Consider the following 24,661-nt stretch of genomic DNA (forward strand, 5'->3'; position numbering starts at 1 on the left):
ATGATCCCGGTCACCACATTCAAGGGCAGGAAGATCGCACTCTTCGGGCTTGGCGGCTCGGGGCTCGCGACGGCTCAGGCACTCGTTTCGGGCGGTGCCGATGTCGTGGCGTGGGACGACAATCCTGACAGCGTCGCCAAGGCTGCGGCGGCCGGGATAACCACGGCTGACTTGCGCGGCGTCGACTGGCATGACTTTGCCGCCCTGGTGCTTTCGCCCGGCGTGCCGCTGACGCATCCGAAGCCGCACTGGAGCGTCGATCTCGCGCATCAGGCCGGCGTCGAGATCATCGGCGACGTGGAGCTCTTCGTGCGTGAGCGACGCAAACACGCGCCCGATTGCCCCTTCATCGCCATCACCGGCACCAACGGCAAATCCACGACGACGGCGCTGATCGCCCATATCCTCAGGACGAGCGGGCGGGACACGCAGCTCGGCGGCAATATCGGCACCGCAGTGCTCACGCTGGATCCGCCGAAAGCAGGGCGCTTCTATGTCGTCGAATGCTCATCCTACCAGATCGACCTTGCGCCCACGCTCGACCCGACCGCCGGGATACTGCTCAACCTGACGCCGGATCATCTGGATCGCCACGGCACGATGCAGCACTATGCGGAGATCAAGGAGCGTCTGGTGGCGGGGAGCGGAACGGCGGTCGTCGGCGTCGACGACAGCCTCTCGAGCCTGATCGCGGATCGGGTGGAGCGGGCAGGAACAAAGGTGGTGCGTATCTCGCGCCGCCATCCGCTTGCCGAGGGCGTTTATGCCGAAGGCTCGGCGCTGATGCGGGCGCAGGACGGGGCATCGTCGCTCTTTACCGATCTTGCCGGCATCCAGACGCTACGCGGAGGGCACAATGCCCAGAATGCCGCGGCTGCGATCGCCGCCTGCCTGGCGGTCGGCATCTCCGGGAAGGAAATCGTGAACGGCCTCAGGAGCTTTCCGGGCCTCAAGCACCGGATGCAGCCGGTTGCGAAAAAGGGCGAGATCGTCTTCGTCAACGACAGCAAGGCGACCAATGCAGAGGCTGCAGCCCCGGCGCTTTCAAGTTACGACCGAATCTACTGGATCGCCGGCGGTCTGCCGAAGGAGGGCGGCATCACGTCACTGGCGCCATTCTTCCCGAAGATCGTAAAAGCCTATCTGATCGGAGAAGCGGCACCCTCCTTCGCGGCGACACTCGGCGAAGCAGTGCCCTACGAAATCTCGGGGACGTTGGAAAAGGCGGTTGCGCACGCGGCAGCGGATGCGGCGCGGGACACGCAAGGCCCTGCGGCCGTGATGCTTTCCCCGGCTTGCGCAAGCTTCGACCAGTACAAGAATTTCGAGGTGCGCGGAGATGCCTTCGTCGGCCATGTGGCGGCGCTCGAGGGCGTGAGCATGCTGATTTGACGGCTTCGGCCGGTAGTGGATGTTGGCGCGGTACGCGCCCGGAAAGGGGACAGACTGATGGTAAGCCGAGCCGAACGTGGCCCCGTGGCCGACTGGTTCTGGACGATCGACAGATTTTTTCTCGCCGCCTTCATCCTGCTGATGGGCGTGGGCTTCATGCTCTCCTTCGCCGCAAGCCCCCCGGTCGCCGAACGGCTCGGCCTCGACAGCTTCCACTTCGTCAAGCGCCATGCGCTCTTCCTCCTGCCGTCGCTGGTGGTGATGGTCGGCATCTCCTTTCTCTCGCCCCGACAGGTTCGGCGCACGGCGATCATCCTGCTCGTGATTTCCACGGCGATGATGGTGCTGGCTCTGTTCTTCGGCCAGGAGGTCAAGGGCTCCCGGCGGTGGCTGTCGCTCGCCGGCATTTCGATACAGCCCTCGGAATTCATGAAGCCCGCCTTTGTCGTGGTCTGCGCCTGGCTTTTCGCCGAACATGCACGGCAGCCGGAAATTCCCGGCAATCTGCTTTCGATCCTCCTCTTCGGTATCGTCGGGGCGCTCCTCGTTGCCCAGCCCGACCTCGGCCAGACCATCCTCACTGCGGCGGTCTGGGGCGGCATGTTCTTCATGGCCGGCATGCCATGGCTCTGGATCATCGTGCTCGCGTCGGTGGCGATAGGCGGATTTTTCGCCGCCTATTCCATCCTGCCCCACGTCGCCGGCCGCATCGACCGGTTCCTGACCGGCGAAGGCGATACGTTCCAGGTGGATACGGCCCGCGAGGCGATCATTCGCGGCGACTGGTTCGGCCGCGGCCCCGGTGAGGGCGTGGTGAAGCGCATCATTCCGGACAGCCATACGGACTTCATCTTTTCCGTCGCTGCGGAGGAGTTCGGCATCGTCTTCTGCATGGTCATCGTCATGATCTTCGCCTTCGTGGTCATGCGCGGTCTCAATCATGCCTTCCGCGAGCGCAACGACTTCAATCGGTTCGCGGTTGCTGGGCTGGTTCTGCAAATCGGCATCCAGTCGATGATCAATATCGGCGTGAATCTCGAGCTGCTTCCGGCCAAGGGCATGACGCTCCCGCTGATTTCCTATGGCGGGTCGTCGATGGTGGCGATCTGCGTGACGGCGGGGTTCATTCTGGCACTGACGCGTCATCGGCCGGAGAAACGCGCCGTCGAGCGCAGCCTCTTTCGATCGGGCGTCGGAGTGCCGGCGGAGTGAGACATGGATAAAGGCATCATTCTTCTTGCCGCCGGCGGGACCGGCGGGCACCTCTTTCCAGCCGAGGCGCTGGCGCATGAGCTGAAAGCGACAGGCTATTCCGTGCATCTGGTGACGGACAGCCGTGCCGAACGCTTCACGGGGAAGTTCCCGGCCGACGAGATTCATGTCGTGCCGTCGGCGACGATCGGTTCGAAGAACCCGATGAAACTCGCCCGGTCGGTGTGGAAGCTCTGGACGGGCCTGAGGGCGGCACGGCGACTGATTGCCAGGCTTAGGCCCAGGGCCGTCGTCGGCTTCGGCGGCTACCCGACGGTGCCGCCGCTGCTTGCGGCCACGGGCATGGGCATTCCGTCGATCATCCACGAACAGAACGCGGTGATGGGCCGCGCCAACAAAATGCTCGCATCACGGGTCAAGGCCGTCGCCGGCGGCTTTCTCCCGGAAGGCGCCGGAGCCTTCGCGGCGAAGACCGTGGCGACCGGAAACCCTGTGCGTCCGGCGGTGCTGAAGGCTGCCGGGCTTCCTTATGCGCCGGCTGCCGGCGATGCGCCCTTTCATCTCGTGGTCTTCGGCGGCAGCCAGGGCGCGCAATTCTTCTCGAAAACGGTGCCGCAGGCGGTCTGCCGGCTCGACGACGCGCTGCGCCAACGGCTGAAGGTGACGCAGCAGGCCCGGCCCGAGGACCGCGAAGGCGTCATCGCGGTCTACGAGAAGCTCGGCGTTCCCGCTGAGGTATCTCCCTTCTTCACCGACATGGCCGGTCGGATCGCTTCGGCGCAGCTCGTTATCTGCCGCTCGGGCGCGTCCACCGTTTCGGAAATCTCGGTCATCGGACGCCCGGCGATCCTGGTGCCGTATCCCTACGCTCTCGACCACGACCAGGCAGCCAATGCCGCGGCACTCGCCGCGAAAGGGGGGGCGCGCGTGATCGCGCAGGTGGAGCTCAGCGCCGAGCGGCTCGCCGGCATCCTTACGGATGCGATGAGCAACCCGGATGCGCTGGCGCAGATGGCGGCCGGCGCCCGCCAGACCGGCAAGCCGGATGCCGCGCGCTTGCTTGCCTTGCTGGTAGAGGCTATTGCCAGCGGCTCGACAGTCGCGAAGTTCAAGGAAACACGCTCATGAAGATGCCGAAGACGATCGGGCTCGTACATTTCATTGGTATCGGCGGCATCGGCATGAGCGGTATTGCCGAGGTCCTGCACAATCTCGGCCATCGCGTCCAGGGTTCCGACCAAGCCGACAGCGCCAATGTGCAGCGTCTGCGGGAAAAGGGCATCAGCGTCTCCATCGGGCACAAAGCGGAAAATCTCGGCGATGCCGAGGTGGTCGTCGTCTCGACGGCGATCAAGAAGGACAACCCCGAGCTCATCGCTGCCCGCGAGAAATTCCTGCCGGTCGTGCGGCGTGCCGAGATGCTTGCCGAGCTGATGCGCTTCCGCAATGCAATTGCGATCGGCGGGACCCATGGAAAGACGACGACGACCTCGATGGTCGCCGCCCTGCTCGATGCGGGCGGCCTCGATCCGACCGTGATCAACGGCGGCATCATCAACGCCTACGGCACCAATGCGCGCATGGGCGCCGGCGAATGGATGGTGGTCGAAGCAGACGAATCCGACGGCACGTTCCTGAAGCTGCCGGCCGACATCGCGGTCGTCACCAATATCGATCCCGAACATCTCGACCACTACGGCAATTTCGACGCCGTCCGTGCGGCCTTCCGGCAGTTCGTCGAGAACGTGCCCTTTTACGGTTTTGGCGTGCTGTGTCTCGACCACCCGGAGGTCCAGTCCATGGTCGGCAAGATCGAGGACCGGAAGGTCGTCACCTACGGCGAGAACCCCCAGGCCGACGTGCGCTTCCACAATATCCGCATGGACGGTGCGACCTCCATCTTCGATATCGAGATCCGCCGCCGCCGCACGGGCCAGGTGATCGCGATCAAGGACCTCAGGCTGCCGATGCCCGGACGCCATAATGTCTCCAACGCCACGGCTGCCGTGGCGGTCGCACAGCGGCTCGGCATCAAGCCCGAGGACATTGCGAGAGGTCTTGCCACCTTCGGCGGCGTGAAACGCCGCTTTACTCTGACGGGAGAGTGGAACGGCGCGCGCATCTTCGACGATTACGGCCACCATCCGGTCGAGATCAGGGCGGTCCTGAGGGCGGCGCGCGAGGCGTGCCAGGGGCGCATCGTCGCGGTCCACCAGCCGCATCGCTACTCGCGCCTGTCGAGCCTCTTCGAAGACTTCACATCCTGCTTCAACGACGCCGATACGATCCTGCTCGCTCCGGTCTATGCGGCCGGCGAGGAAGCCATAGAGGGCGTCAGCTCGGAAGCGCTCGTCGACCGCATCAAGGCTGCCGGCCATCGCGATGCCCGCCACATCCCCGGACAGGAGGCATTGGCGCCCGTTATCGCGAAGATTGCACAGCCGGGCGATTTTGTGGTTCTCTTGGGAGCTGGCAGCATTACCTATTGGGCCGCGGCCTTGCCCAAGCAGCTCGCGGAAATTTCAGGAAATCGAGCATGAAACAGGTCAACGGTCAGAAACTTCTCGATTCGCTCGGAAACGGCGTCGCTGCAATCCGCGGACGTCTCACGCCCGATGCCCCGATGGACCGCGTTACCTGGTTTCGTGCGGGCGGTCTCGCCGAGCTCATGTTCCAGCCGCACGACACCGACGACCTCGTCGCCTTCCTGAAGCTGGTGCCCGAAGAGGTGCCGGTGATGGTCGTCGGCGTGGGCTCCAACCTGCTCGTGCGCGACGGCGGTATTCCGGGTGTCGTCATCCGGCTTTCGGCGAAGGGCTTCGGCGATCTCGAACTCGCCGGTGAAAACCGCATCAAGGCGGGCGCGATCTGCCCGGACAAGAACATCGCCGCCATGGCACTCGACCATGGTATCGGCGGCTTCTACTTCTATTACGGCATTCCCGGTTCGATCGGCGGGGCACTCCGCATGAACGCCGGCGCCAATAGCGGCGAAACCAGCGAACGCGTCGTCGAGGTCCATGCCGTCGACCGCAAGGGCAACAGGCATGTCCTGAGCAAAGCCGAGATGGGCTACGGCTACCGCCATTCCGGCGCGGCCAAGGAGCTGATCTTCACGCATGCGATCTTCGAGGGCTATGCGGAAGACAAGACCAAGATCCGCACCGACATGGACGCCGTGCGCCAGCATCGCGAAACGGTGCAGCCGATCCGCGAGAAGACCGGCGGATCCACGTTCAAGAACCCGGACGGCCATTCGGCCTGGAAGCTGATCGACGAGGCCGGCTGCCGCGGGATGATGATCGGCAATGCCCAGATGTCGCCGCTTCACTGCAATTTCATGATCAATACCGGACAGGCGACCGGCTACGAGCTCGAATATCTCGGCGAGACCGTGCGCCAGCGGGTGATGGAGCATTCCGGCGTCAAGCTGGAATGGGAAATCAAGCGGGTCGGCAATTTCATGCCGGGCTATGAAATCAGGGAATTCCTCGGCCGCGCCACGGCCTGATCCGAAATCGGGACCAAGAAAAAGGCCGCGGCGGATATCCGACGCGGCCCTTTTTCAGGATTATTCCATCTCTCAGCCCGAGACCTCTTCCTCGTTCGAAAGAAGCAGGCAGACGAGCGTGATCGATGCCGCCGCCAGCAGATAGTAGCCGACATGGCCGAGGCTGTAATTGGTCGCGAGCCAGGTGGCGATATAGGGCGCCAGCGACGCGCCGAAGATGCCGGCGAGGTTGAAGGTCATCGAGGCGCCGGTATAGCGCACCGCCGTCGGGAAGGGAGCCGCCAGCGCCGCGCCGATCGGCCCGTAGGTGAGGCCCATCAGGCCGAGGCCGACGATCGAGAATACGAAGGCCCCGCCGAGACCGGATGACAGAAGCGGCGCCATGAAGAGGCCGAAAACGCCGATGCCGATCGTCGTCAGCACCAGCACGAGGCGCCGGCCGAAGCGGTCCGAAAGTATGCCGGAGACCGGGATCATCAGGCCGAAGAAGACGACGCCCGTCATCTGTACGAGCAGGAACTGTTCGCGCGAATAGCCGAGCTTGGTCGTGCCCCAGGAGAGCGAGAAGACGGTCATCAGATAGAACAGGACGAAGGTCGCGAGCGCCACGAAAGTGCCGAGTACGAGGCTTCGCTTGTGCGAGCGGAAGATCGCCGCGACCGGCACCTCGACACGCTCGGCTTGTCGATCGCCTTCTGGAATTCCGGCGTTTCGGTGATCTTCAGGCGGACATAGAGGCCGACGATCACGAGCAGCACGCTGGCGATGAAGGGAACGCGCCAGCCCCAGGCGAAAAAGGCCTCTTCGCTCATGACTTCGCCGAGGATGAGGAAGGTTCCTGCCGACAGGATGAAGCCGATCGGCGCGCCCAGCTGCGGGAACATGGCGTACCAGCTCCGCTTGCCTTCGGGCGCATTCTCGGTGGCGAGCAACACCGCGCCGCCCCATTCGCCGCCGAGGCCGAGGCTCTGACCGAAACGGCAAAGGGCAAGCAGCAGCGGTGCCACGACGCCGATCGTCGCATAGGTGGGCAACAGGCCGATGATGACCGTGGAAATGCCCATGGTCATCAGCGCGGCGACGAGCGTCGCCTTCCGGCCGATCCTGTCGCCGAAGTGACCGAAGATCACGGCGCCGAGCGGGCGGGCGAAGAAGGCGATCGAAAAGGTGGCGAGGGACTGCAGCATTGCCGAGGTCGGATCGGCTGCAGGGAAGAAAAGGTGCGGGAAGATGATTACCGCTGCGGTCGCATAGACATAGAAGTCGAAGAATTCGATCGTGGTGCCGACCAGGCTGGCGAACAGCACCCGGGCAGGGGAGTTCACGGCCTGCCGATGCAACGCACCATCCTGCGGCGACAGCGAGGTTGTCGCGTCTGTCATTGGTTCGTTCCTGTGGCAATTCGCGGGAAAGCGAGTAACTCTCTCCCGCCGGAATTGCGTAGTTTCAGAGGGTTAGATCAGTTCGCTGTCCCATGGACGCAAAAAAATGATCTGGCGGTTATGCCGTCTTGGGAGGCGGGCGGCCGGTTCTTAGCGCAAGTTTTCACATCGAGAAAGTCCGATTTCGTAAGAAATGCGAACTAAATGCGCTTGCCGGCGCAGCAATATTCCACCGGCGCATCGCCCCGCCTTGCCCGAGCAGTCGACATGCCCACCTACATGAATTCATGGGCTTCCCGTAATGCGGGCATTGACAGAAAATACATCTTCCGCTTGACGAGAATCGAATACTGGAGAACTCTCGTCGGCGAAGCGTTTTGCTTCGATTTGGGGGAATATTCATGTTCAGAAAGCTCTCTGCGGAATTTCTCGGTACTTTCTGGCTCGTTCTCGGCGGGTGCGGCAGCGCCGTACTTGCCGCTGCCTTCCCGGAGGTCGGCATCGGCCTGCTCGGCGTCTCCTTTGCCTTCGGCCTTACGGTGCTGACCATGGCCTATGCGGTCGGCGGAATTTCCGGCGGCCATTTCAATCCGGCGGTATCGGTCGGACTTGCCGTTGCCGGCAGAATGCCGCCGGCGAGCCTCGTCGGTTACATCATCGCGCAGGTCGCCGGCGCGATCGCCGCGGCTGCCGTGCTCTACGTGATCGCCAGCGGCAAGGCCGATTTTCAGCTTGGCGGTTTTGCCGCCAATGGTTACGGCGAACATTCTCCGGGGGGCTACTCGTTGACGGCGGCTCTCGTCACCGAGGTCGTCATGACCGCCTTTTTCCTGCTCATCATTCTTGGCTCGACGCATGGCCGCGTGCCTGTGGGCTTCGCGCCCATCGCCATCGGCCTTGGGCTGACCTTGATTCACCTCGTCTCGATCCCGGTCACCAACACCTCCGTAAATCCGGCCCGATCGACCGGACAGGCGCTGTTCGTCGGCGACTGGGCCATTTCCCAGCTCTGGCTCTTCTGGGTCGCGCCGCTGATCGGTGCAGCCATTGCCGGGATCGTATGGAAAATCGTCGGCGACGATAGCTAGATCGGGAAAGATAGCGCCACGTAAGACCATGTAGAGCCCGCCTGCACACGCAGGCGGGCTCTGCCTTTCCTAAGATTATTTCCCTTGCAAGCCACAGAAAGCTCTGATTCAGCTAGGAAATCTTGTCTCTGATTGATTCTGGGCGGGTTGCGCCGAAGCGCGTTTCGCGGCGAGAGTTAACCAAAGTAAACACTTCATTAACCATAATGTCGTTGTAGTGGTTTCACGCGACGGTCACGCGAATCGAGGCTTCGAAATCAGCCAGGTGCAAGCAAGCTTCGCGATAGTGGCGTATTGTTTGGGGGTTTGAATGAGCAGCAAGCATGTTGCTGTCCTGTTGGGCGGATTTTCCTCGGAGAGGCCGGTGAGCCTGTCTTCGGGGACGGCTTGCGCGGATGCCCTGGAGGCGGAAGGCTATCGCGTCACGCGCGTCGATGTCGGTCGCGACGTCGCAGCGGTTCTTCAGGAATTGCGCCCGGATGTCGTCTTCAATGCGCTTCATGGGCCGTTCGGCGAAGACGGGACGATCCAGGGCATTCTCGAATATCTCGAGATCCCCTATACCCATTCGGGCGTCCTGGCTTCTGCACTGGCCATGGATAAAGACCAGGCAAAGCATGTCGCCAAGGCTGCCGGCATCCCGGTTGCCGAGGCGCTGGTCATGGACCGGCGCAGCTTCGGCAATCAGCATCCGATGAAACCGCCCTATGTGGTGAAGCCGGTCCGCGAGGGGTCGAGCTTCGGGGTGGTGATCGTCAAGGAGGATCAGTCGCATCCGCCTCAGTTGATCACCTCAAGCGAGTGGCGGTACGGCGACCGCGTCATGGTCGAGCGCTATATTGCCGGACGCGAATTCACCTGCGGTGTCATGGGCGATGTCGCCCTCGGCGTCACTGAAATCATCCCGCAGGGGCACGCCTTCTACGATTACGACTCGAAATACGTAAAAGGTGGTTCAAAGCACGTCATACCTGCACAGATTTCACCAAATATTTACCAAAAAATACAAACACTGGCGTTGAAGGCGCATGAGGCGATCGGTTGCCGCGGCGTCAGCCGGTCCGACTTTCGTTTCGACGATCGTGGGGATGGTGAGGGCGAGTTGATCTGGCTCGAGATCAATACCCAACCCGGCATGACCCCAACGTCCCTGGTGCCCGAAATGGCGCAGCATGCGGGCCTTCAATTCGGTGAATTTCTCAGGTGGATGGTGGAGGACGCGTCGTGCTTGCGCTGAGGGGCAGAAGGGGCAAGAGGGTTCGTTACCCGGCCGGCGCTGTCGCCGAGGCGGATGAAGCGTTCGTCCTGCCGCGGCCGCTGCGCAAGGGCGTGCGCTTTCTGATCAGCCTTGGCGCCGGTCGAATCCGCTTCCCGAATCATACCGGAACAGTTTCCGCCGCAGCTTTCATGGTGGCCACGGGCCTTTACGGCATGTCGCTCGGCGGCCACACGCAGAGTTTCGCGCAGGTCTCGACGACTGCCGCCGGCTTCGCGATCGAGGACGTCCGCGTTTCCGGCAACGCGCAGACCTCCGAGATCGACATTCTCCAGCAGCTCGGCCTGGACGGCACGACGTCACTGGTGGCGCTCGACATCGAGGAGGCGCGTCGGCTTATCGGCGAACTGCCCTGGGTGGAGACCGTCACGGTGCGCAAGATCTATCCGGGTACGATCGAGGTCGTTCTCAAGGAGCGCGAAGCCTTCGGTATCTGGCAGCACGGATCGGATCTCTCCCTGATAGAGCGTAGCGGCAGCGTCATCGCGCCGCTCAGGGACAACAAGTTCGCCAGCCTGCCGCTTTTCGTCGGCCGCGACGCGGAGACGGCGGCGGCCGCGTTCTACGATGAATTTTCCCGCTGGCCGGAGTTCCGCTCCCGCGTCAAAGCCTTCGTGCGCGTGGCCGGGCGTCGCTGGGATCTGCGGCTCAACAACGGCGTCGTCGTGAAGCTTCCGGAAAAGGATGTTGCCCGCGCGATGAGCGTGCTCGCCGGTATGCAAGACACGCATCAGTTGCTGGAGCGCGATATCGCCGCCGTCGATCTCAGGCTCGAAGACCGCACGACCGTACAGTTGACGCCGGAAGCCGTGAAGCGCCGGGAAGTCGCACTCAAGGCGAGGGAGAAAATGCTGAAAGCCCAGGAGAAGCGGATATGAGTTTGTTCGGATCCGCCAATTTCGGCCTTCCGCGTCTGAAACCCTTGCCCTCGAAGCGGTCGCATGTCGTGTCGGTGCTCGATATCGGCTCGACCAAGGTGGTATGCATGATCGGCCGCCTGACGCCGCGTGCCGAGAGCCAGATCCTGCCCGGGCGCACGCACAGCATCGAGGTCATCGGCATCGGGCACCAGAAGTCGCGGGGCGTCAAGAATGGCGTCATCGCCGATCTCGACGCGGTCGAAAGTGTCGTCCGGCTTGCGGTCGATGCAGCCGAGCGCATGGCGGGACTAACCATCGACAGCCTCATCGTGAATGTTTCCGCCGGCCGCCTGCAGAGCGACGTCTATACCGCGACGATCGATCTCGGCGGGCAGGAGGTCGAGGCGAACGATCTGAAGAAGGTACTCGCTGCCGCGGGTCACCAGTCGCTGCGCACCGATCGTGCCATCCTGCACTCTCTGCCGACCGGCTTCTCGCTCGACGGCGAGCGCGGCATCCGCGACCCGCTGGCGATGTTCGGTGACGTTCTCGGCGTCGACATGCATGTGCTGACGGCGGAGCGGCCCGCACTGAAGAACCTCGAACTCTGCGTCAATCGCGCTCACCTCTCGGTCGAGGGCATGGTAGCGACGCCCTATGCCAGCGGCCTTGCGGCACTCGTGGATGACGAGGTCGAGCTCGGATGTGCGGCCATCGACATGGGCGGCGGTACGACGACGATCTCGGTTTTCGCCGAAGGCAAGCTCGTCCATGCGGATGCCGTCGGGCTTGGCGGCCACCACGTCACGACCGATCTTGCGCGCGGCCTGTCCACCCGCATCGAGGATGCCGAGCGCCTGAAGGTCGTGCACGGTTCGGCGCTTCCGAACAGCGTGGACGAGCGCGATATCATTTCGGTTCCGCCGATCGGCGAAGACGACCGCGATCAGCCGACGCACGTGCCGCGCGCTCTGGTTTCGCGCATCGTTCGCGCTCGCATCGAAGAGACGCTGGAACTCATACGCGACCGCATCCAGCGGTCCGGTTTCAGCCCGATCGTCGGCAAGCGGATCGTATTGACGGGGGGAGCCAGCCAGTTGACCGGCCTGCCGGAAGCGGCGCGGCGCATTCTCGCACGCAATGTCCGCATCGGCCGCCCGCTCGGCGTATCCGGACTGCCGGCCGCTGCCAAGGGCCCGGCCTTCTCCACGGCCGTCGGGCTGATGATCTACCCGCAGGTCGCCGACCTCGAGACGCATGCCGCCGGCAGCGGCATGTTCTCCACCCTCGGTGGCAACAGCCGTTTCGCCCGGATGGGGCAATGGCTGAAAGAAAGTTTCTAGACCGCTCGGCATATCGCCGAACGGGACAGGTGTTCGAGTTTGAAGGAATTGGCCGGCTCGGCAAGGCGGCCAGGGAAAGAGAAGGAACAGGACTATGGCCATCAACTTGCAGAAGCCGGACATTACCGAGCTGAAGCCGCGTATCACGGTCTTCGGCGTCGGCGGCGGCGGCGGCAACGCCGTCAACAACATGATCACCGCCGGGCTCCAGGGCGTCGATTTCGTCGTCGCCAACACGGATGCCCAGGCACTCACCATGACCAAGGCCGAGCGGATCATCCAGATGGGTGTCGCCGTCACCGAAGGTCTTGGTGCCGGCTCGCAGCCGGAAGTCGGCCGTGCGGCCGCTGAAGAATGCATCGACGAGATCATCGATCACCTGCAGGGCACGCATATGTGCTTCGTCACCGCCGGCATGGGCGGCGGCACCGGCACGGGCGCTGCTCCGATCGTCGCCCAGGCTGCCCGCAACAAGGGTATCCTCACCGTCGGCGTCGTCACCAAGCCGTTCCATTTCGAAGGCGGACGCCGCATGCGGATCGCCGACCAGGGTATTTCCGATCTTCAGAAGTCGGTCGACACCCTGATCGTCATCCCGAACCAGAACCTCTTCCGCATCGCCAATGACAAGACGACCTTCGCGGACGCCTTCGCCATGGCCGATCAGGTTCTTTATTCCGGCGTCGCCTGCATCACCGACCTCATGGTCAAGGAAGGCCTCATCAATCTCGACTTCGCCGACGTCCGTTCGGTGATGCGCGAAATGGGCCGCGCCATGATGGGCACGGGCGAAGCCTCCGGCGAAGGCCGCGCAATGGCCGCTGCGGAAGCTGCGATCGCCAACCCGCTGCTCGACGAAACCTCGATGAAGGGCGCTCAAGGCCTGCTCATCTCCATCACCGGTGGCCGCGACCTCACGCTCTTCGAGGTGGACGAGGCTGCGACGCGTATCCGCGAGGAGGTCGATCCGGACGCCAACATCATTCTCGGTGCGACCTTCGACGAGGAGCTCGAAGGCCTCATTCGGGTTTCGGTCGTCGCGACCGGCATCGACCGCACGGCCGCGGAGGTGGCCGGCCGCTCCGCCGACTTTCGTCCGGTAGCGCCGAAGCCGATCGTCCGCCCGTCCGCCGCCGTTCCGGCCCAGCCGCAGCCGACTGTTTCGCTGCAGCCCGCGCCGCAGCCGCAGCCGGTGCAGCAGCCGCTCCAGCAGCAGCAGAATGTCGACCACATCGCGCTCGCCATTCGCGAAGCCGAAATGGAGCGCGAACTCGACATCGCTGCGCGCACCCAGGTCGCCGCACCGCAGACGCAGCCGCAGCCGCAGCCGCAACTGCAGGAAGAGACCTTCCGTCCGCAGAGCAAGCTTTTCGCAGGCGTTGCTCCGGCGGAGGCCGCACCGGTCATGCGGCCGGCGCAGCCGGCACCGCGCCCGGTCGAGATGCAGGCGCCCGTTCAGCCGCAGATGCAGGCACAGCCGGTCCGGCAGGAGCCCACCCCGGTCGTGCGGCAGCAGGCCGAGCCGGTACGCATGCCGAAGGTCGAGGACTTTCCGCCGGTCGTGAAGGCGGAAATGGATCACCGGACGCAGCCGGCGCCTGTGCATCAGGAGGAACGCGGACCGATGGGACTCCTGAACCGGATCACGAGCTCGCTCGGGCTGCGTGAACGGGAAGCGACGAATGTCTCGTCCGACATGACCGCCGCCGCACCAAGCGCCGCCTCGCAACAGCGCCGGCCGCTTTCGCCGGAAGCCAGCCTCTATGCGCCGCGTCGCGGCCAGCTCGACGATCACGGTCGCGCTGCGCCTCAGATGCGGTCGCATGAAGACGATCAGCTCGAAATTCCGGCGTTCCTGCGCCGCCAGTCGAGCTGATACCTACGGCGCCGTGCGTCCGATCGGACGCGCAACGTCGCCGTGGTACTTTCAGTCGCCGCAGTTTTTCCTGAGCCGACTCCGGTTCAGGGAAACATGCGGAGACTGTTCCTTCACCTTGCCGATGCCCGGGCGCCAGCCCGGGCATTTTTCGATTTCCCTCGCGAAATCAGACACTTGTCATTTGCATTGCGCGCATATGAATTGCGTAACAAACCGAAACGAACAGTGATTTGGAATGGTGTCTCCAAACTCTTATTTTCATCATCGGAATTGGGGACGCATACGATTCGATCGGGCGCTGTTAGTTCGAAGACGAGATTTCCGCCGACTGGCGCGGGATCCCGGTACTTCGTCTTGTGTCTTGAGCAACGTGGCACCCTCTAGGATTTTGGCCGAAGGCCGCCTTGATTGAAAGTGACGAGAATGGGAATCGAACTGCTCGGGTTTCAGACGACGATTGCAAACCCGATAACCCTCAAGGGAATTGGCGTTCACTCCGGTGCGGAAGTCGAGATCACCTTCCAGCCGGCCGATGCCGACGCCGGGATCGTGTTCCAGCGTGTGCTTGCCGGCGGCCGGGTGAGCGAATTCCGGGCCGTCTCGTCGCAGGTCGGCAACACCGATCTCTGCACCGTCCTTGGCCTCTCGCCGGCGACCTCGATCGCCACGATCGAGCATGTCATGGCGGCGGTCTATGCGCTCGGCCTCGACAACCTGTCGATCGAGGTGCATGGCGCCGAAATGCCGATCATGGATGGCAGCTCCGCTCCCTTTATCGAGGCGATCGAGCAGGCAGGTATTCAATCGCTTGCCGAGAAGCGCCGCTATATCCGCATCCTAAAGCCGGTGCGCATCGAATCGGGCGCTTCCTGGTCGGAATTCACGCCCTATGACGGCATGCGCTTCGAAGTCGAGATCGATTTCGATTGCCCGCTGATCGGCCGTCAGGCATGGAAGGGCGACATGACGCCTTCCGTTTTCAAGCGGGAGCTGTCGCGGGCGCGTACTTTCGGCTTCATGCGCGATGTGGAGCGCCTTTGGGCAGGCGGTTTCGCGCTCGGCTCGTCACTCGAAAACTCCGTGGTAATCTCGGACGACAACGCGGTCATCAATGTGGAGGGACTGCGGTATACGGACGAGTTCGTCCGCCACAAGACCCTCGACGCCGTGGGCGATCTTTCGCTGGCGGGCGCTCCCTTCCTCGGCTGCTACCGCTCCTATCGCGGCGGGCACCGGATGAATGCCAATGCCCTCAAGGCATTGCTCAGCGATCCGACCGCCTATGAGGTGGTGGAAACGGCAACGCCGCGCCAGCGCACCCGTTCGCGGGACATGGTGGCGGTTGCCGCACCGGGCTTCGCGCCCTGGTCCGCCTGAGGGCACAGGACATTCATCTCCAGTCGCCGGCCGAAAGGCCGGCATTTTTATGATGATTCGATAGTTTCCCCGAGTAACGCGTGTTCTTCGGCACCGATTTTCACGGTGCCAGAGGCGCTTTACACATCTGAAAATGGGTGCAGCGTTGCAGGGCGCCACAAATTTGCATGAATTGCCGATCATGACGTTGCGGTCTTGAGGTAACTTGCTCTAAAACGCGCAAGTCTGGCGCGATGCTAGGCGCTGAGTGAAACGGGAATATCCGATGGTTCTTGCAGTTTCTGTCGACATAAGAAGATCAGCGCGCGTCGCCGCGGTCGTTCTTGCGGCTATCGCCGGCTCCAGTCTGATCACGGCCTGCCAGAACGATCCGGACATCGACATCACCAAACTCACGGCCGAGACCGATCCGCCGGACGTGCTCTATAACCAGGGCCTTGCAAACCTGAACGCCGGCAAGACGACGGAGGCGGCGCGGAAGTTCGAGGCGATCGACAAGCAGCATCCGTTCTCCGAATATGCCCGCAAAGCGCTGGTCATGAATGCATTCGTTTCCTATCGCAACGGCCAGTATCAGGACGCGATCAACTCGACCAACCGTTATCTGAACCTTTATCCGCAGTCGGAAGACGCGGCCTACGCGCAATATATACAGGGCCTTGCCTATACGAAGCAGATTCCGTCGGTGACGCAGGATCAAAGACCTGCGGCGAAGGCGATCGAGGCGATGCAGGTCGTCGTCGACAAGTATCCGGACTCCGAATATGTCGACGATGCGCAGGCAAAGATCCGCTTTGCACGCGACCAGCTCGCCGGCAAGGAGATGCAGGTCGGCCGCTATTATCTCGAGCGCAAGGAATACCTTGCGGCGATTTCACGCTTCCGCACCGTCGTCGAGCGATATCCGACCACCAATCAGGTCGAGGAAGCGCTCGCCCGTCTCGTCGAAGCCTATTATGCGATGGGCGTGACTGGGGAAGCCCAGACGGCGGCAGCGGTTCTCGGGCATAACTACCCCGACAGCCAATGGTATGCCGACTCCTACAAGCTGCTGCAATCCGGCGGGCTTGAGCCGCGCGAAACCGGCACGTCCTGGATCGCGCGCGCGGGAAAGAACCTCATCGGCGCGTGATTTTCCCGGCGCCCGACAACGAAGATATGAAACCGGATGCTCGCCCAGCTCGCGATCCGCGATATCGTCCTGATCGAACGGCTTGACCTCAGCTTCGATGCCGGGCTTTCGGTGCTGACCGGCGAAACCGGCGCGGGCAAATCCATCCTTCTCGACAGTCTGTCGCTCGCGCTGGGCGGCCGCGGCGACGGTTCGCTCGTGCGTCACGGCGAGGACAGGGGCCAGGTTACCGCTGTCTTCGACGTTCCCGCCGGCCATGCGGCGCGGCTCTTCCTGCGCGAGAACGGCATCGACGACGACGGCGATCTGATCTTCCGCCGTGTGCAATCGGCCGACGGCCGCACCAAGGCGTTCATCAACGACCAGCCGGTGAGCGTCCAGCTGATGCGGCAGGTCGGCCAGACGCTCGTTGAAATTCACGGCCAGCACGACGATCGGGCGCTTGTCGACACCGACGCGCACCGCACGCTGCTCGACGCTTTCGGCGGCACGACCGAAGCTGCGGAAGACGTCGCGACCTTCTATCGCGGCTGGAAGGATGCCGAGCGCTGTCTGAAGAAACACCGCGAGAAGGTGGAGGCAGCAGCCCGCGAGGCGGACTATCTGCGTTCCTCCGTCGAGGAACTCGAGACGCTTTCGCCACGCGACGGCGAAGAGGAGGAACTCGCCGAGAGCCGAGCCCGCATGATGAAGGTCGAGCGCATTGCCGGGGACATCAGCGAGGCATCCGAGTTTCTGAACGGCAACGCCTCGCCGGTACCGCTCATCGCGTCGCTCGTCCGGCGGCTCGAACGCAAGAGCCATGAGGCACCAGGCCTGCTCGAAGAGACGGTCGAGCTTCTGGACGGGGCGCTGAACCAGCTTGCGGATGCCCAGATGGCGGTCGAGCGCGCGCTCCGCAACACGGAATTCGATCCGAAGGAACTCGAGCGCGTCGAGGAGCGGCTTTTTGCTCTGCGGGCCGCGAGCCGCAAATATTCGGTTCCCGTCACCGAACTGCCGGCACTTGCCGCGCGGATGATCGCAGATCTTGCCGATCTCGACGCCGGCGAGGAGAAGCTGAAGCAGCTGGAAATACAGGTCGACGAAGCCAGGGCGGCCTTCGACGTTGCGGCCCGCTCGCTTTCCGAGAAGCGCCACAATACGGCTGCTGCGCTTTCGGCCGCCGTCATGGAAGAATTGCCTGCGCTGAAGCTCGAACGCGCCCGCTTCATGGTGGAGGTGACGAGCGATCCGGGATCGCCGACGGCCGACGGGATCGATGCGGTCGAATTCCACGTCCAGACCAATCCCGGCACCAGGCCGGGGCCGATCATGAAGGTCGCTTCGGGTGGCGAGCTCTCGCGCTTCCTGCTCGCGCTGAAAGTGGCGCTCGCCGACCGCGGTTCCGCGCCGACGCTCGTCTTCGACGAGATCGATACCGGCGTCGGCGGCGCCGTGGCGGACGCGATCGGCCAGCGCCTGAAGCGACTTTCGAAAACCGTGCAGGTGCTTTCCGTCACCCATGCGCCGCAGGTTGCCGCGCGTGCGGCGACGCATCTCCTGATTTCGAAGGGGCCTTCCGCGGAAAAGACCGAGATGATCGCCACCCGAGTCGCCCGCATGGACGAAGCGGCACGCACGGAAGAGATCGCCCGCATGCTCGCCGGCGCCTCGATTACCGAGGAGGCGAGGGCCGCGGCTGCGCGATTGCTCGCCGGCAACGGTTGAATAGCCCCCACTTATCTTCGTATCGATTACCCTCAAATCGATTCCGATTTTAAGAATCATGCAGTAAAAGCGACTCCAAAGTTCTGGAGCCGCATCCATGCTGAATCAAAGAAAACCCGTCGAACAATTGAACGAAGCGGAAGCTGCCGAGGAACTCGCCTTCCTGGCGGCGGAGCTTGCCCGCCACGACGTACTCTATCACGGCAAGGATGCTCCGGAGATTTCGGATGCGGACTACGATGGGCTGAAGCGGCGGAACGATCTCATCGAAGAGCGCTTTCCGGCACTTGTCCGCGAGGACAGCCCCTCGCGGAAGGTCGGTGCCGCGCCCTCGCTCACCTTCGCGCCCGTCGCCCATGCGCGGCCGATGCTGTCGCTCGACAATACCTTCTCGGACGAGGACGCCCGCGCATTCGTCGCCGGCGTCTACCGCTTCCTCGGCCAGCTCCCGGACGGCTCGATCGCCTTCACGGCCGAGCCGAAGATCGACGGGCTATCCATGTCGCTGCGCTACGAAAACCGGCGGCTCGTCACGGCTGCGACCCGCGGCGACGGCACGACCGGAGAAAACGTCACGGCCAATGTTCGTACCATCGGCATGATCCCGCAGACGCTTCCCGCGGACGCGCCTGACGTCGTCGAGATCCGCGGCGAGATCTACATGGCGAAATCGGACTTCGCCGCGCTCAATGCCGAGATGGCGGCGCAGGGCAGGCCGCTCTACGTCAACCCGCGCAATACGGCGTCGGGTTCGCTCCGTCAGCTGGACGCGAAGGTGACGGCGAACCGCAAGCTGCGCTTCTTCGCCTATGCCTGGGGCGAGATGTCGGCGATGCCTGCGGATACGCAGCTCGGCATGGTGGAGACCTTCAAGGCCTGGGGATTCCCGGTCAATCCGCTGATGCAGCGCTTCTTCTCCGCCGACGTGCTCCTGGAGCACTATCACCATATCGAGCGGGAGCGTCCGGACCTCGACTACGACATCGACGGCGTCGTCTACAAGGTCGACCGGCTCGATCTGCAGGCCAGGCTCGGCTTCCGCTCGCGCAGTCCGCGCTGGGCAACGGCGCACAAGTTTCCGGCCGAACAGGCTTTCACGCGTCTGAAGGGCATCGACATTCAGGTCGGCCGTACCGGCGCCCTGACGCCCGTCGCGCGGCTGGAGCCGATCACGGTCGGGGGCGTCGTCGTCACTAACGCGACGCTGCACAACGAGGATTATATCCGGGGCGTCGGCAACACCGGCGAGCCGATCCGCGATGGGCGCGACGTTCGTATCGGCGACATGGTGATCGTCCAGCGGGCAGGGGACGTGATCCCTCAGATCGTCGACGTGGTGATGGACGAGCGGCCGGAAGGCGCCGAGCCCTACAGGTTTCCGACGACGTGCCCCATCTGCGGCAGCCATGCGGTGCGCGACATCAACGAAAAGACCGGCAAGGTGGATGCCGTGCGCCGCTGCACGGGCGGCTTCGTCTGCCGTGCGCAGGCGGTCGAGCATCTGAAGCATTTCGTCTCGCGCAATGCCTTCGACATCGAAGGCCTCGGCTCCAAGCAGATCGAGTTCTTCTTCGAAAGCGAGGACGAGAATCTGAGGATCCGCACCGCCCCCGAGATCTTCACGCTCGAACGCCGCCAGGAGCAATCGCTCAACAAGCTCGAGAACATCGATGGATTCGGCAAGGTAAGCGTCCGCAAGCTGTACGAGGCGATCAATGCCCGCCGCTCGATAGCGCTTCATCGCCTGATCTATGCGCTTGGCATCCGCCATGTGGGCGAGACCACCGCCAAGCTGCTTGCGCGCTCCTATGGCAGCTACGAGCATTTCGGGGCGGCCATGACCGAGGCGGCAGGCTTTTCGGGAGATGCCTGGAACGAGCTGAACAGCATTGACGGCATTGGCGAGGTGGTCGCTCGCGCCATTGTCGAGTTCTACAAGGAGCCGCGCAACCTGAAGGTCGTTTCCGAGCTGCTGCGCGAAGTTACGCCCGAAAACGCGGCATTGCCCGTGGCGACCGACAGCCCCGTCGCCGGCAAGACGGTCGTCTTCACGGGATCGCTGGAGAAGATGACGCGCGAGGAGGCGAAGGCAAAGGCGGAGAGTCTCGGCGCCAAGGTGGCGGGATCGGTATCGAAGAAGACCGACATCGTCGTCGCCGGCCCGGGCGCCGGCTCGAAGCTCGACAAGGCCCGCGAACTCGGCGTCCAGACGATGGACGAGGACGAGTGGCTGGCGCTGATCGGCGGGTAGCGTGTTTTGTTTCTCCCGCAAGCGGGGCGAAGGGGGGCGCGGCGCCGCTTCTTGTCCCTTCTCCCCATTGACGTGGGGAGAAGGTGCCGGCAGGCGGATGAGAGCGATGCCGCGCGACCCGTTGGTTTAGATCGTCACGCCTGCTGCTCAGCCGACATGTCCATCCACATGAACTCCCAGACGTGGCCGTCCAGGTCCTGGAAGCTGATGCCGTACATGAAGCCGTAGTCGATCGCCGGCTTCCATGGCTTGCCTCCCGCGGCAATAGCCTTGTCGAACATGTCGTCGCATTCGGCACGGCTTCCGGCGGAGAGCGCGGTGATAACCTCGGTGCCCTTCGCCGTGTCGCTGATCTCGCCGACGATGAAGCTACGGAACTTCGGCTCGGTCAGAAGCATGGCGAAGATATTGTCGTCGATGACCATGCAGGCGGCGGTCTCGTCGGAAAACTGCTCGTTGAATGTAAAGCCCAAAGCGGAGAAGAAGGACCGCGAGGCTTTCAGATCCTTGACCGGCAGGTTGACGAAAATCATGCGCATGGGGTGCTCCTTGTTGAAGATGGTTTCGCTTCGATGAGCCAAGGACGAAGACATGTGCCGCGTGCCGACAGGGCTCGTTGAATTTTTCGACCCCCTCGTAGTCGACCACGGTCTGAGACGCCGATCAGGTGCGGCGCTTCGAATTTGAGCCCATTTCCGTTTGTGTTTTTGCGCTGCACAAGATAGATCTTGCAGCCAAAATTTGTGCAATTGCCTTTTCGCGGGGCTGGCGCCCGCAGCCGCGCGTCTTATCGGACGCGCAACTGTCGCTGTAGCATTTTGACGATGCAGGAGCCATATCGGCGAAGCGGGGCGTATCTAACGTCCCGGCGGATTGGAGGGTCCGAAATGAGAACCATCAGCACCATCGCCGAACTGCGAGAGGCCCTTGCCGAGCATCGGCGCGCGGGCAGGTCCATCGGACTGGTCCCCACCATGGGCTATCTCCATGTCGGCCATATGGAACTCGTGCGCCGCGCCCGCGTCGAGAACCACGTGGTCGTTGCCAGCATATTCGTCAATCCGCTGCAGTTCGGCGCGAACGAGGATCTTGGCAAATACCCGCGCGACCTCGCCCGTGATCAGGCGCTGCTGACCGATGGCGGCGTCGATTTCCTTTTTGCCCCCGGCGTTTCCGACATGTATCCGCGGCCGATGGAAACGGTGGTCGACGTGCCGAAGCTCGGCTCCGAGCTCGAAGGCGCGGTGAGGCCCGGCCATTTCGCAGGCGTTGCGACCGTCGTCACCAAGCTCTTCAACATCGTCCAGCCGGACCGCGCCTATTTCGGCGAAAAGGATTTCCAGCAGCTCCAGATCATCCGGCGCATGGTCGAGGATCTGGCGCAGCCGGTTACGGTCATCGGCGTACCGACGGTGCGCGAGGAGGACGGGCTCGCCTGTTCGTCGCGCAACGTCTATCTGACGACACAAGAGCGGCGTGCAGCCGCGATCGTGCCGAAGGCGCTGGACGAGGCCGAGCGGCTGATCGCAAGCGGCGTCACCGAACCGGCCGAAATCGAGAAGGGTGTCTTGGAGTTTCTCGCCGGCGAACCCCTGGCGCGGCCCGAAGTGGTGGCGCTGCGCGACCCGGAAACGCTTGAGCCTGTCGGCGAGATCGGAGAAAAGCCGGTCCTGCTCCTGCTCTTCGTCCGCTTCGGCACCACGAAGCTGCTCGACAACCGCGTCATAGCCCCGAAATCCGCCCGTTTTGCAAAGGTAGCCTGAGAATGAGCGTCCAGACCACGAAACGGCGGCTCAGCCCCGCCAGCATCGAAGCCCTGAAGGGTGAGCGCCCGATCGTCAGCCTGACGGCCTATACGACGCCGATCGCACGGCTTCTCGATCCTCATGTGGATTTCCTCCTGGTCGGCGATTCGCTCGGCATGGTTCTCTACGGCCTCGATACGACCGTCGGCGTCACGCTCGACATGATGATTGCGCATGGCCAGGCGGTCATGCGCGGTTCAGAGCGCTGTTGTGTCGTCGTCGACCTGCCTTTCGGCGCCTATCAGGAATCCAAGGAACAGGCCTTCCGCAGCGCCGCGCGCATCCTGAAGGAAACGGGCTGCAGCGCAGTGAAGCTCGAGGGCGGGGCCGAGATGGCCGAGACTGTCGAATTCCTTGTCAGCCGTGGCATTCCGGTGCTCGGCCATGTGGGCTTGATGCCGCAGCTCGTCAACACGACGGGCGGCTACCGCTCGGTCGGGCGCAACGAGAAGGAAGTGGCCAAGATCCGCCGCGACGCCAAGGCGATCGACGATGCCGGCGCTTTCGCCATCGTGGTCGAGGGAACGGTCGAGCCAGTCGCCCGCGAGATCACCGCCACGCTGCGCGCGCCGACCATCGGCATCGGCGCTTCGCCGGCCTGCGACGGCCAGATACTGGTATCGGATGACATGCTGGGTCTTTTCAACGATTTCAAGCCGCGCTTCGTCAAGCACTTCGCCGAACTGGCACCGACGATCTCAAAGGCGGCGGAGGCCTATGCCAACGAGGTGAAGGCGCGCACTTTTCCAGGCATAGAGCACACGTTTCAGGTAAAGCGCTGACGTGTCGGGGCGGGCGCGTTCCTTGCGTCCGCCTTCTTATGGTTGGCCGGCCGAGCACCTGGTCTTGCGTGCGCTTGGAATGACGCGCGTCCAACCATCAGAAAATTCAATCGCCGCATCAGAGTAATTGAATTGTCGCGATGTGCGGCAGCGCCTATCTGTCCGGCAGGCAATCTGCCGGCATGCTCGTTACGAGCGGCCCCCGCGGGAGAATTTCATGAGCAGAGGCGATTTCCGGGAAGGGCTTCGCGGCGGCTTTCCGATCATGCTGGCGGCATCGCCCTTCGGCGCGCTTTTCGGCGCGCTTGCGGTGGATAACGGTTTTTCGATTGCCGATGCGGTATTCATGAGCGCCACCGTCTATGCGGGTGCAAGCCAGATGGTCGGCATCGAACTCTTCGGAAGCAACGTTCAGCCCTGGCTCGTGGTGCTCTCGGTTTTTGCGGTCAACTTCCGCCACGTGCTCTATTCCGCTTCTCTCGCCAAGCACATCCGCCATTTCAGCTTCGCTCAAAAGCTGATCGCCTTCTTTCTGCTCGTGGATCCGCAATATGCAGAGACCGAGCAGCGCGGCGAGCGCGGATTGCCGGTCACCTTCGCCTGGTATGCGGGCTTCGGCGTCGTGATCTATGTTCCGTGGATCATCAATACGCTGATCGGTGCGATTTTCGGGCAGTTGATCGGCGATCCCAAAGCGATCGGTCTCGACGTGCTCCTCCCGATCTACTTTCTGGGGCTGGTGATGAGCTTCCGCACACGCGACCGTTTTCTGCCGATCGTGGCCGTGAGCGCCGTCGCCTCGGTGGCGGCGATGCATTTCGTCGGCTCCCCCTGGCATGTCAGCATCGGCGCGCTTGCCGGCATCGTGCTCGCGGCCTGCATGCCGCCGAAGCGACCGGCGATCGAAGCCCACGCCGTGGAAAAGGAGGCCTGATCCTTGGACGCGCAACACCTCGATCTGCTCTATCTCATCGTTGCGGCCGCAGTCGCCACTTATGTCACGCGCTTCGGTGGCTACGTGCTCATCACTCAGCTGAAGTACATTCCCCCGCGGATCGAATCTGCGCTGAACGCAGTCCCCGCGGCTGTATTGACGACGCTGGTGGCGCCCGCCTTCGTCTATGGTGGCATGGACGTCGCCGCAGCGATGCTCGTCGCCTTCGTCATCGGGCTGCGCTTATCGACGCTTCGGATGCTGCTCGTCGGCTGGATCGCGGTCATAGCGATCCGGCACCTGATCATGTAGGTTCCCGCCCGCCTGAGCACGGGTCCGGCCGCTCGGATTGGCGCCAGACCGGTTCTGGACTATCATCCTCTCGTTGCCGGGGAGGCAGCCGCCCCCCGGCCCACGGAGGAGCGACCATGATTACCAGAATTTCCGTTGCGCTGTTTCTCGCGCTTGCGCCTGTCCCCGCTTTTGCGAATCAGTGCCCCGCCATGATGCAGGCCATCGATGCGGCCATGCCCAACGCATCGTTGTCCGAGGCCGACATGGCCAAGGTGAAACAGTTGCGCCAGCAGGGCGAAGACTTGCACAAGGCCGGCGACCATGCGGGTTCGGAAGCAGCGCTCGGCCAAGCCAAGACTATGCTCGGTATCTGACTGGGAACGCGCCGTGATTTGGCATTCAGACGATTGTCGGATGAACGCCTGTTGAGATT

20 protein-coding genes and 1 pseudogene are annotated in these 24,661 nt (G+C 63.2%); 19 read left to right on the forward strand and 2 right to left on the reverse strand.

Annotation, left to right across the window (positions count from 1 at the left end; genetic code table 11):
• Genes murD through murB form a run of 5 tightly spaced genes read left to right on the forward strand, consistent with a single transcriptional unit; the run spans position 1 to position 6,115 of the window.
• Positions 1 to 1,392 carry a UDP-N-acetylmuramoyl-L-alanine--D-glutamate ligase gene (murD, locus tag CN933_RS02105; RefSeq protein WP_018095457.1) on the forward strand — a complete coding sequence of 464 codons (1,392 nt, stop codon included), beginning with the start codon at positions 1 to 3 and terminating at the stop codon, positions 1,390 to 1,392.
• Between the two features lie 57 nt (positions 1,393 to 1,449).
• The gene (ftsW, locus tag CN933_RS02110) at positions 1,450 to 2,604 is read left to right on the forward strand and encodes a putative lipid II flippase FtsW (protein ID WP_018095456.1); all 1,155 of its coding nucleotides are present in this window, start codon (positions 1,450 to 1,452) and stop codon (positions 2,602 to 2,604) included.
• Between the two features lie 3 nt (positions 2,605 to 2,607).
• Positions 2,608 to 3,732 (forward strand): undecaprenyldiphospho-muramoylpentapeptide beta-N-acetylglucosaminyltransferase, encoded by a 1,125-nt coding sequence (murG, locus tag CN933_RS02115; protein WP_018095455.1) that lies wholly within the window; start codon positions 2,608 to 2,610, stop codon positions 3,730 to 3,732.
• On the forward strand, positions 3,729 to 5,144 hold the full coding sequence (gene murC / locus CN933_RS02120) for a UDP-N-acetylmuramate--L-alanine ligase (protein ID WP_018095454.1): 1,416 nt from the start codon (positions 3,729 to 3,731) through the stop codon (positions 5,142 to 5,144). Before murG ends, murC begins: the two co-directional genes overlap by 4 nt.
• The gene (murB, locus tag CN933_RS02125; RefSeq protein WP_018095453.1) at positions 5,141 to 6,115 is read left to right on the forward strand and encodes a UDP-N-acetylmuramate dehydrogenase; all 975 of its coding nucleotides are present in this window, start codon (positions 5,141 to 5,143) and stop codon (positions 6,113 to 6,115) included. The genes murC and murB overlap by 4 nt, the downstream gene beginning before the upstream one ends.
• 72 nt (positions 6,116 to 6,187) lie before the next feature.
• Here murB and CN933_RS02130 read toward each other — a convergent pair.
• Positions 6,188 to 7,497, reverse strand: a pseudogene (locus CN933_RS02130) (MFS transporter).
• Between the two features lie 401 nt (positions 7,498 to 7,898).
• Here CN933_RS02130 and aqpZ point away from each other — a divergent pair.
• From aqpZ to ligA, 9 genes are all read left to right on the forward strand, one after another.
• Entirely contained in the window at positions 7,899 to 8,585 is a 687-nt protein-coding gene (aqpZ, locus tag CN933_RS02135; RefSeq protein WP_018095451.1) for an aquaporin Z, read from the forward strand.
• A gap of 310 nt (positions 8,586 to 8,895) precedes the next feature.
• Positions 8,896 to 9,822 carry a D-alanine--D-alanine ligase gene (locus tag CN933_RS02140; protein WP_018095450.1) on the forward strand — a complete coding sequence of 309 codons (927 nt, stop codon included), beginning with the start codon at positions 8,896 to 8,898 and terminating at the stop codon, positions 9,820 to 9,822.
• The gene (gene ftsQ / locus CN933_RS02145; protein WP_018095449.1) at positions 9,810 to 10,739 is read left to right on the forward strand and encodes a cell division protein FtsQ; all 930 of its coding nucleotides are present in this window, start codon (positions 9,810 to 9,812) and stop codon (positions 10,737 to 10,739) included. Before CN933_RS02140 ends, ftsQ begins: the two co-directional genes overlap by 13 nt.
• The gene (ftsA, locus tag CN933_RS02150) at positions 10,736 to 12,064 is read left to right on the forward strand and encodes a cell division protein FtsA (RefSeq protein ID WP_018095448.1); all 1,329 of its coding nucleotides are present in this window, start codon (positions 10,736 to 10,738) and stop codon (positions 12,062 to 12,064) included. Before ftsQ ends, ftsA begins: the two co-directional genes overlap by 4 nt.
• Before the next feature lie 94 nt (positions 12,065 to 12,158).
• On the forward strand, positions 12,159 to 13,940 hold the full coding sequence (ftsZ, locus tag CN933_RS02155) for a cell division protein FtsZ (protein ID WP_018095447.1): 1,782 nt from the start codon (positions 12,159 to 12,161) through the stop codon (positions 13,938 to 13,940).
• A 426-nt stretch (positions 13,941 to 14,366) separates the two neighbouring features.
• Positions 14,367 to 15,320, forward strand: a complete 954-nt coding sequence (lpxC, locus tag CN933_RS02160) for a UDP-3-O-acyl-N-acetylglucosamine deacetylase (protein ID WP_018095446.1) — start codon at positions 14,367 to 14,369, stop codon at positions 15,318 to 15,320.
• Between the two features lie 265 nt (positions 15,321 to 15,585).
• Positions 15,586 to 16,452 carry an outer membrane protein assembly factor BamD gene (locus CN933_RS02165; protein WP_018095445.1) on the forward strand — a complete coding sequence of 289 codons (867 nt, stop codon included), beginning with the start codon at positions 15,586 to 15,588 and terminating at the stop codon, positions 16,450 to 16,452.
• A 36-nt stretch (positions 16,453 to 16,488) separates the two neighbouring features.
• Positions 16,489 to 18,162, forward strand: coding sequence for a DNA repair protein RecN (gene recN / locus CN933_RS02170; protein WP_018095444.1), 1,674 nt, complete (start codon positions 16,489 to 16,491; stop codon positions 18,160 to 18,162).
• Between the two features lie 97 nt (positions 18,163 to 18,259).
• The gene (ligA, locus tag CN933_RS02175) at positions 18,260 to 20,413 is read left to right on the forward strand and encodes an NAD-dependent DNA ligase LigA (protein ID WP_102761211.1); all 2,154 of its coding nucleotides are present in this window, start codon (positions 18,260 to 18,262) and stop codon (positions 20,411 to 20,413) included.
• A 134-nt stretch (positions 20,414 to 20,547) separates the two neighbouring features.
• Here the strand turns inward: ligA and CN933_RS02180 are convergent, their stop codons facing one another.
• Positions 20,548 to 20,952 (reverse strand): VOC family protein, encoded by a 405-nt coding sequence (locus CN933_RS02180; RefSeq protein WP_026168647.1) that lies wholly within the window; start codon positions 20,950 to 20,952, stop codon positions 20,548 to 20,550.
• Positions 20,953 to 21,300: 348 nt separating this feature from the next.
• On the opposite strand from CN933_RS02180, the gene panC reads away from it, so the two are divergent.
• The 5 genes from panC to CN933_RS02205 all read left to right on the forward strand — a co-directional run bounded on the left by panC (position 21,301) and on the right by CN933_RS02205 (position 24,602).
• Entirely contained in the window at positions 21,301 to 22,176 is an 876-nt protein-coding gene (panC, locus tag CN933_RS02185; protein ID WP_018095441.1) for a pantoate--beta-alanine ligase, read from the forward strand.
• 2 nt (positions 22,177 to 22,178) lie between these two features.
• Entirely contained in the window at positions 22,179 to 23,000 is an 822-nt protein-coding gene (gene panB / locus CN933_RS02190; protein ID WP_018095440.1) for a 3-methyl-2-oxobutanoate hydroxymethyltransferase, read from the forward strand.
• A gap of 217 nt (positions 23,001 to 23,217) precedes the next feature.
• Complete coding sequence (locus CN933_RS02195; RefSeq protein WP_018095439.1) at positions 23,218 to 23,934, forward strand: AzlC family ABC transporter permease; 717 nt, start codon at positions 23,218 to 23,220, stop codon at positions 23,932 to 23,934.
• A 3-nt stretch (positions 23,935 to 23,937) separates the two neighbouring features.
• Complete coding sequence (locus CN933_RS02200) at positions 23,938 to 24,246, forward strand: branched-chain amino acid transport AzlD family protein (RefSeq protein WP_018095438.1); 309 nt, start codon at positions 23,938 to 23,940, stop codon at positions 24,244 to 24,246.
• Positions 24,247 to 24,362: 116 nt separating this feature from the next.
• A complete protein-coding gene (locus CN933_RS02205) occupies positions 24,363 to 24,602 on the forward strand; it encodes a PA2433 domain-containing protein (protein ID WP_018095437.1) in 240 nt (79 codons plus the stop codon).
• Positions 24,603 to 24,661: the final 59 nt, after the last annotated feature.

Origin of the sequence: Sinorhizobium sp. M4_45, from assembly GCF_002885915.1 — a bacterium.
Classification (GTDB): domain Bacteria; phylum Pseudomonadota; class Alphaproteobacteria; order Rhizobiales; family Rhizobiaceae; genus Sinorhizobium; species Sinorhizobium meliloti_A.

What these genes read in the sequence shown, in the direction of transcription:
- murD (WP_018095457.1), top strand. Translation starts at nt 1, where the DNA reads ATGATCCCGGTCACCACATTCAAGGGCAGGAAGATCGCACTCTTCGGG.
- ftsW (WP_018095456.1), top strand. Translation starts at nt 1,450, where the DNA reads ATGGTAAGCCGAGCCGAACGTGGCCCCGTGGCCGACTGGTTCTGGACG.
- murG (WP_018095455.1), top strand. Translation starts at nt 2,608, where the DNA reads ATGGATAAAGGCATCATTCTTCTTGCCGCCGGCGGGACCGGCGGGCAC.
- murC (WP_018095454.1), top strand. Translation starts at nt 3,729, where the DNA reads ATGAAGATGCCGAAGACGATCGGGCTCGTACATTTCATTGGTATCGGC.
- murB (WP_018095453.1), top strand. Translation starts at nt 5,141, where the DNA reads ATGAAACAGGTCAACGGTCAGAAACTTCTCGATTCGCTCGGAAACGGC.
- aqpZ (WP_018095451.1), top strand. Translation starts at nt 7,899, where the DNA reads ATGTTCAGAAAGCTCTCTGCGGAATTTCTCGGTACTTTCTGGCTCGTT.
- CN933_RS02140 (WP_018095450.1), top strand. Translation starts at nt 8,896, where the DNA reads ATGAGCAGCAAGCATGTTGCTGTCCTGTTGGGCGGATTTTCCTCGGAG.
- ftsA (WP_018095448.1), top strand. Translation starts at nt 10,736, where the DNA reads ATGAGTTTGTTCGGATCCGCCAATTTCGGCCTTCCGCGTCTGAAACCC.
- ftsZ (WP_018095447.1), top strand. Translation starts at nt 12,159, where the DNA reads ATGGCCATCAACTTGCAGAAGCCGGACATTACCGAGCTGAAGCCGCGT.
- lpxC (WP_018095446.1), top strand. Translation starts at nt 14,367, where the DNA reads ATGGGAATCGAACTGCTCGGGTTTCAGACGACGATTGCAAACCCGATA.
- CN933_RS02165 (WP_018095445.1), top strand. Translation starts at nt 15,586, where the DNA reads ATGGTTCTTGCAGTTTCTGTCGACATAAGAAGATCAGCGCGCGTCGCC.
- recN (WP_018095444.1), top strand. Translation starts at nt 16,489, where the DNA reads ATGCTCGCCCAGCTCGCGATCCGCGATATCGTCCTGATCGAACGGCTT.
- ligA (WP_102761211.1), top strand. Translation starts at nt 18,260, where the DNA reads ATGCTGAATCAAAGAAAACCCGTCGAACAATTGAACGAAGCGGAAGCT.
- CN933_RS02180 (WP_026168647.1), bottom strand. Translation starts at nt 20,952, where the DNA reads ATGCGCATGATTTTCGTCAACCTGCCGGTCAAGGATCTGAAAGCCTCG.
- panC (WP_018095441.1), top strand. Translation starts at nt 21,301, where the DNA reads ATGAGAACCATCAGCACCATCGCCGAACTGCGAGAGGCCCTTGCCGAG.
- panB (WP_018095440.1), top strand. Translation starts at nt 22,179, where the DNA reads ATGAGCGTCCAGACCACGAAACGGCGGCTCAGCCCCGCCAGCATCGAA.
- CN933_RS02195 (WP_018095439.1), top strand. Translation starts at nt 23,218, where the DNA reads ATGAGCAGAGGCGATTTCCGGGAAGGGCTTCGCGGCGGCTTTCCGATC.
- CN933_RS02205 (WP_018095437.1), top strand. Translation starts at nt 24,363, where the DNA reads ATGATTACCAGAATTTCCGTTGCGCTGTTTCTCGCGCTTGCGCCTGTC.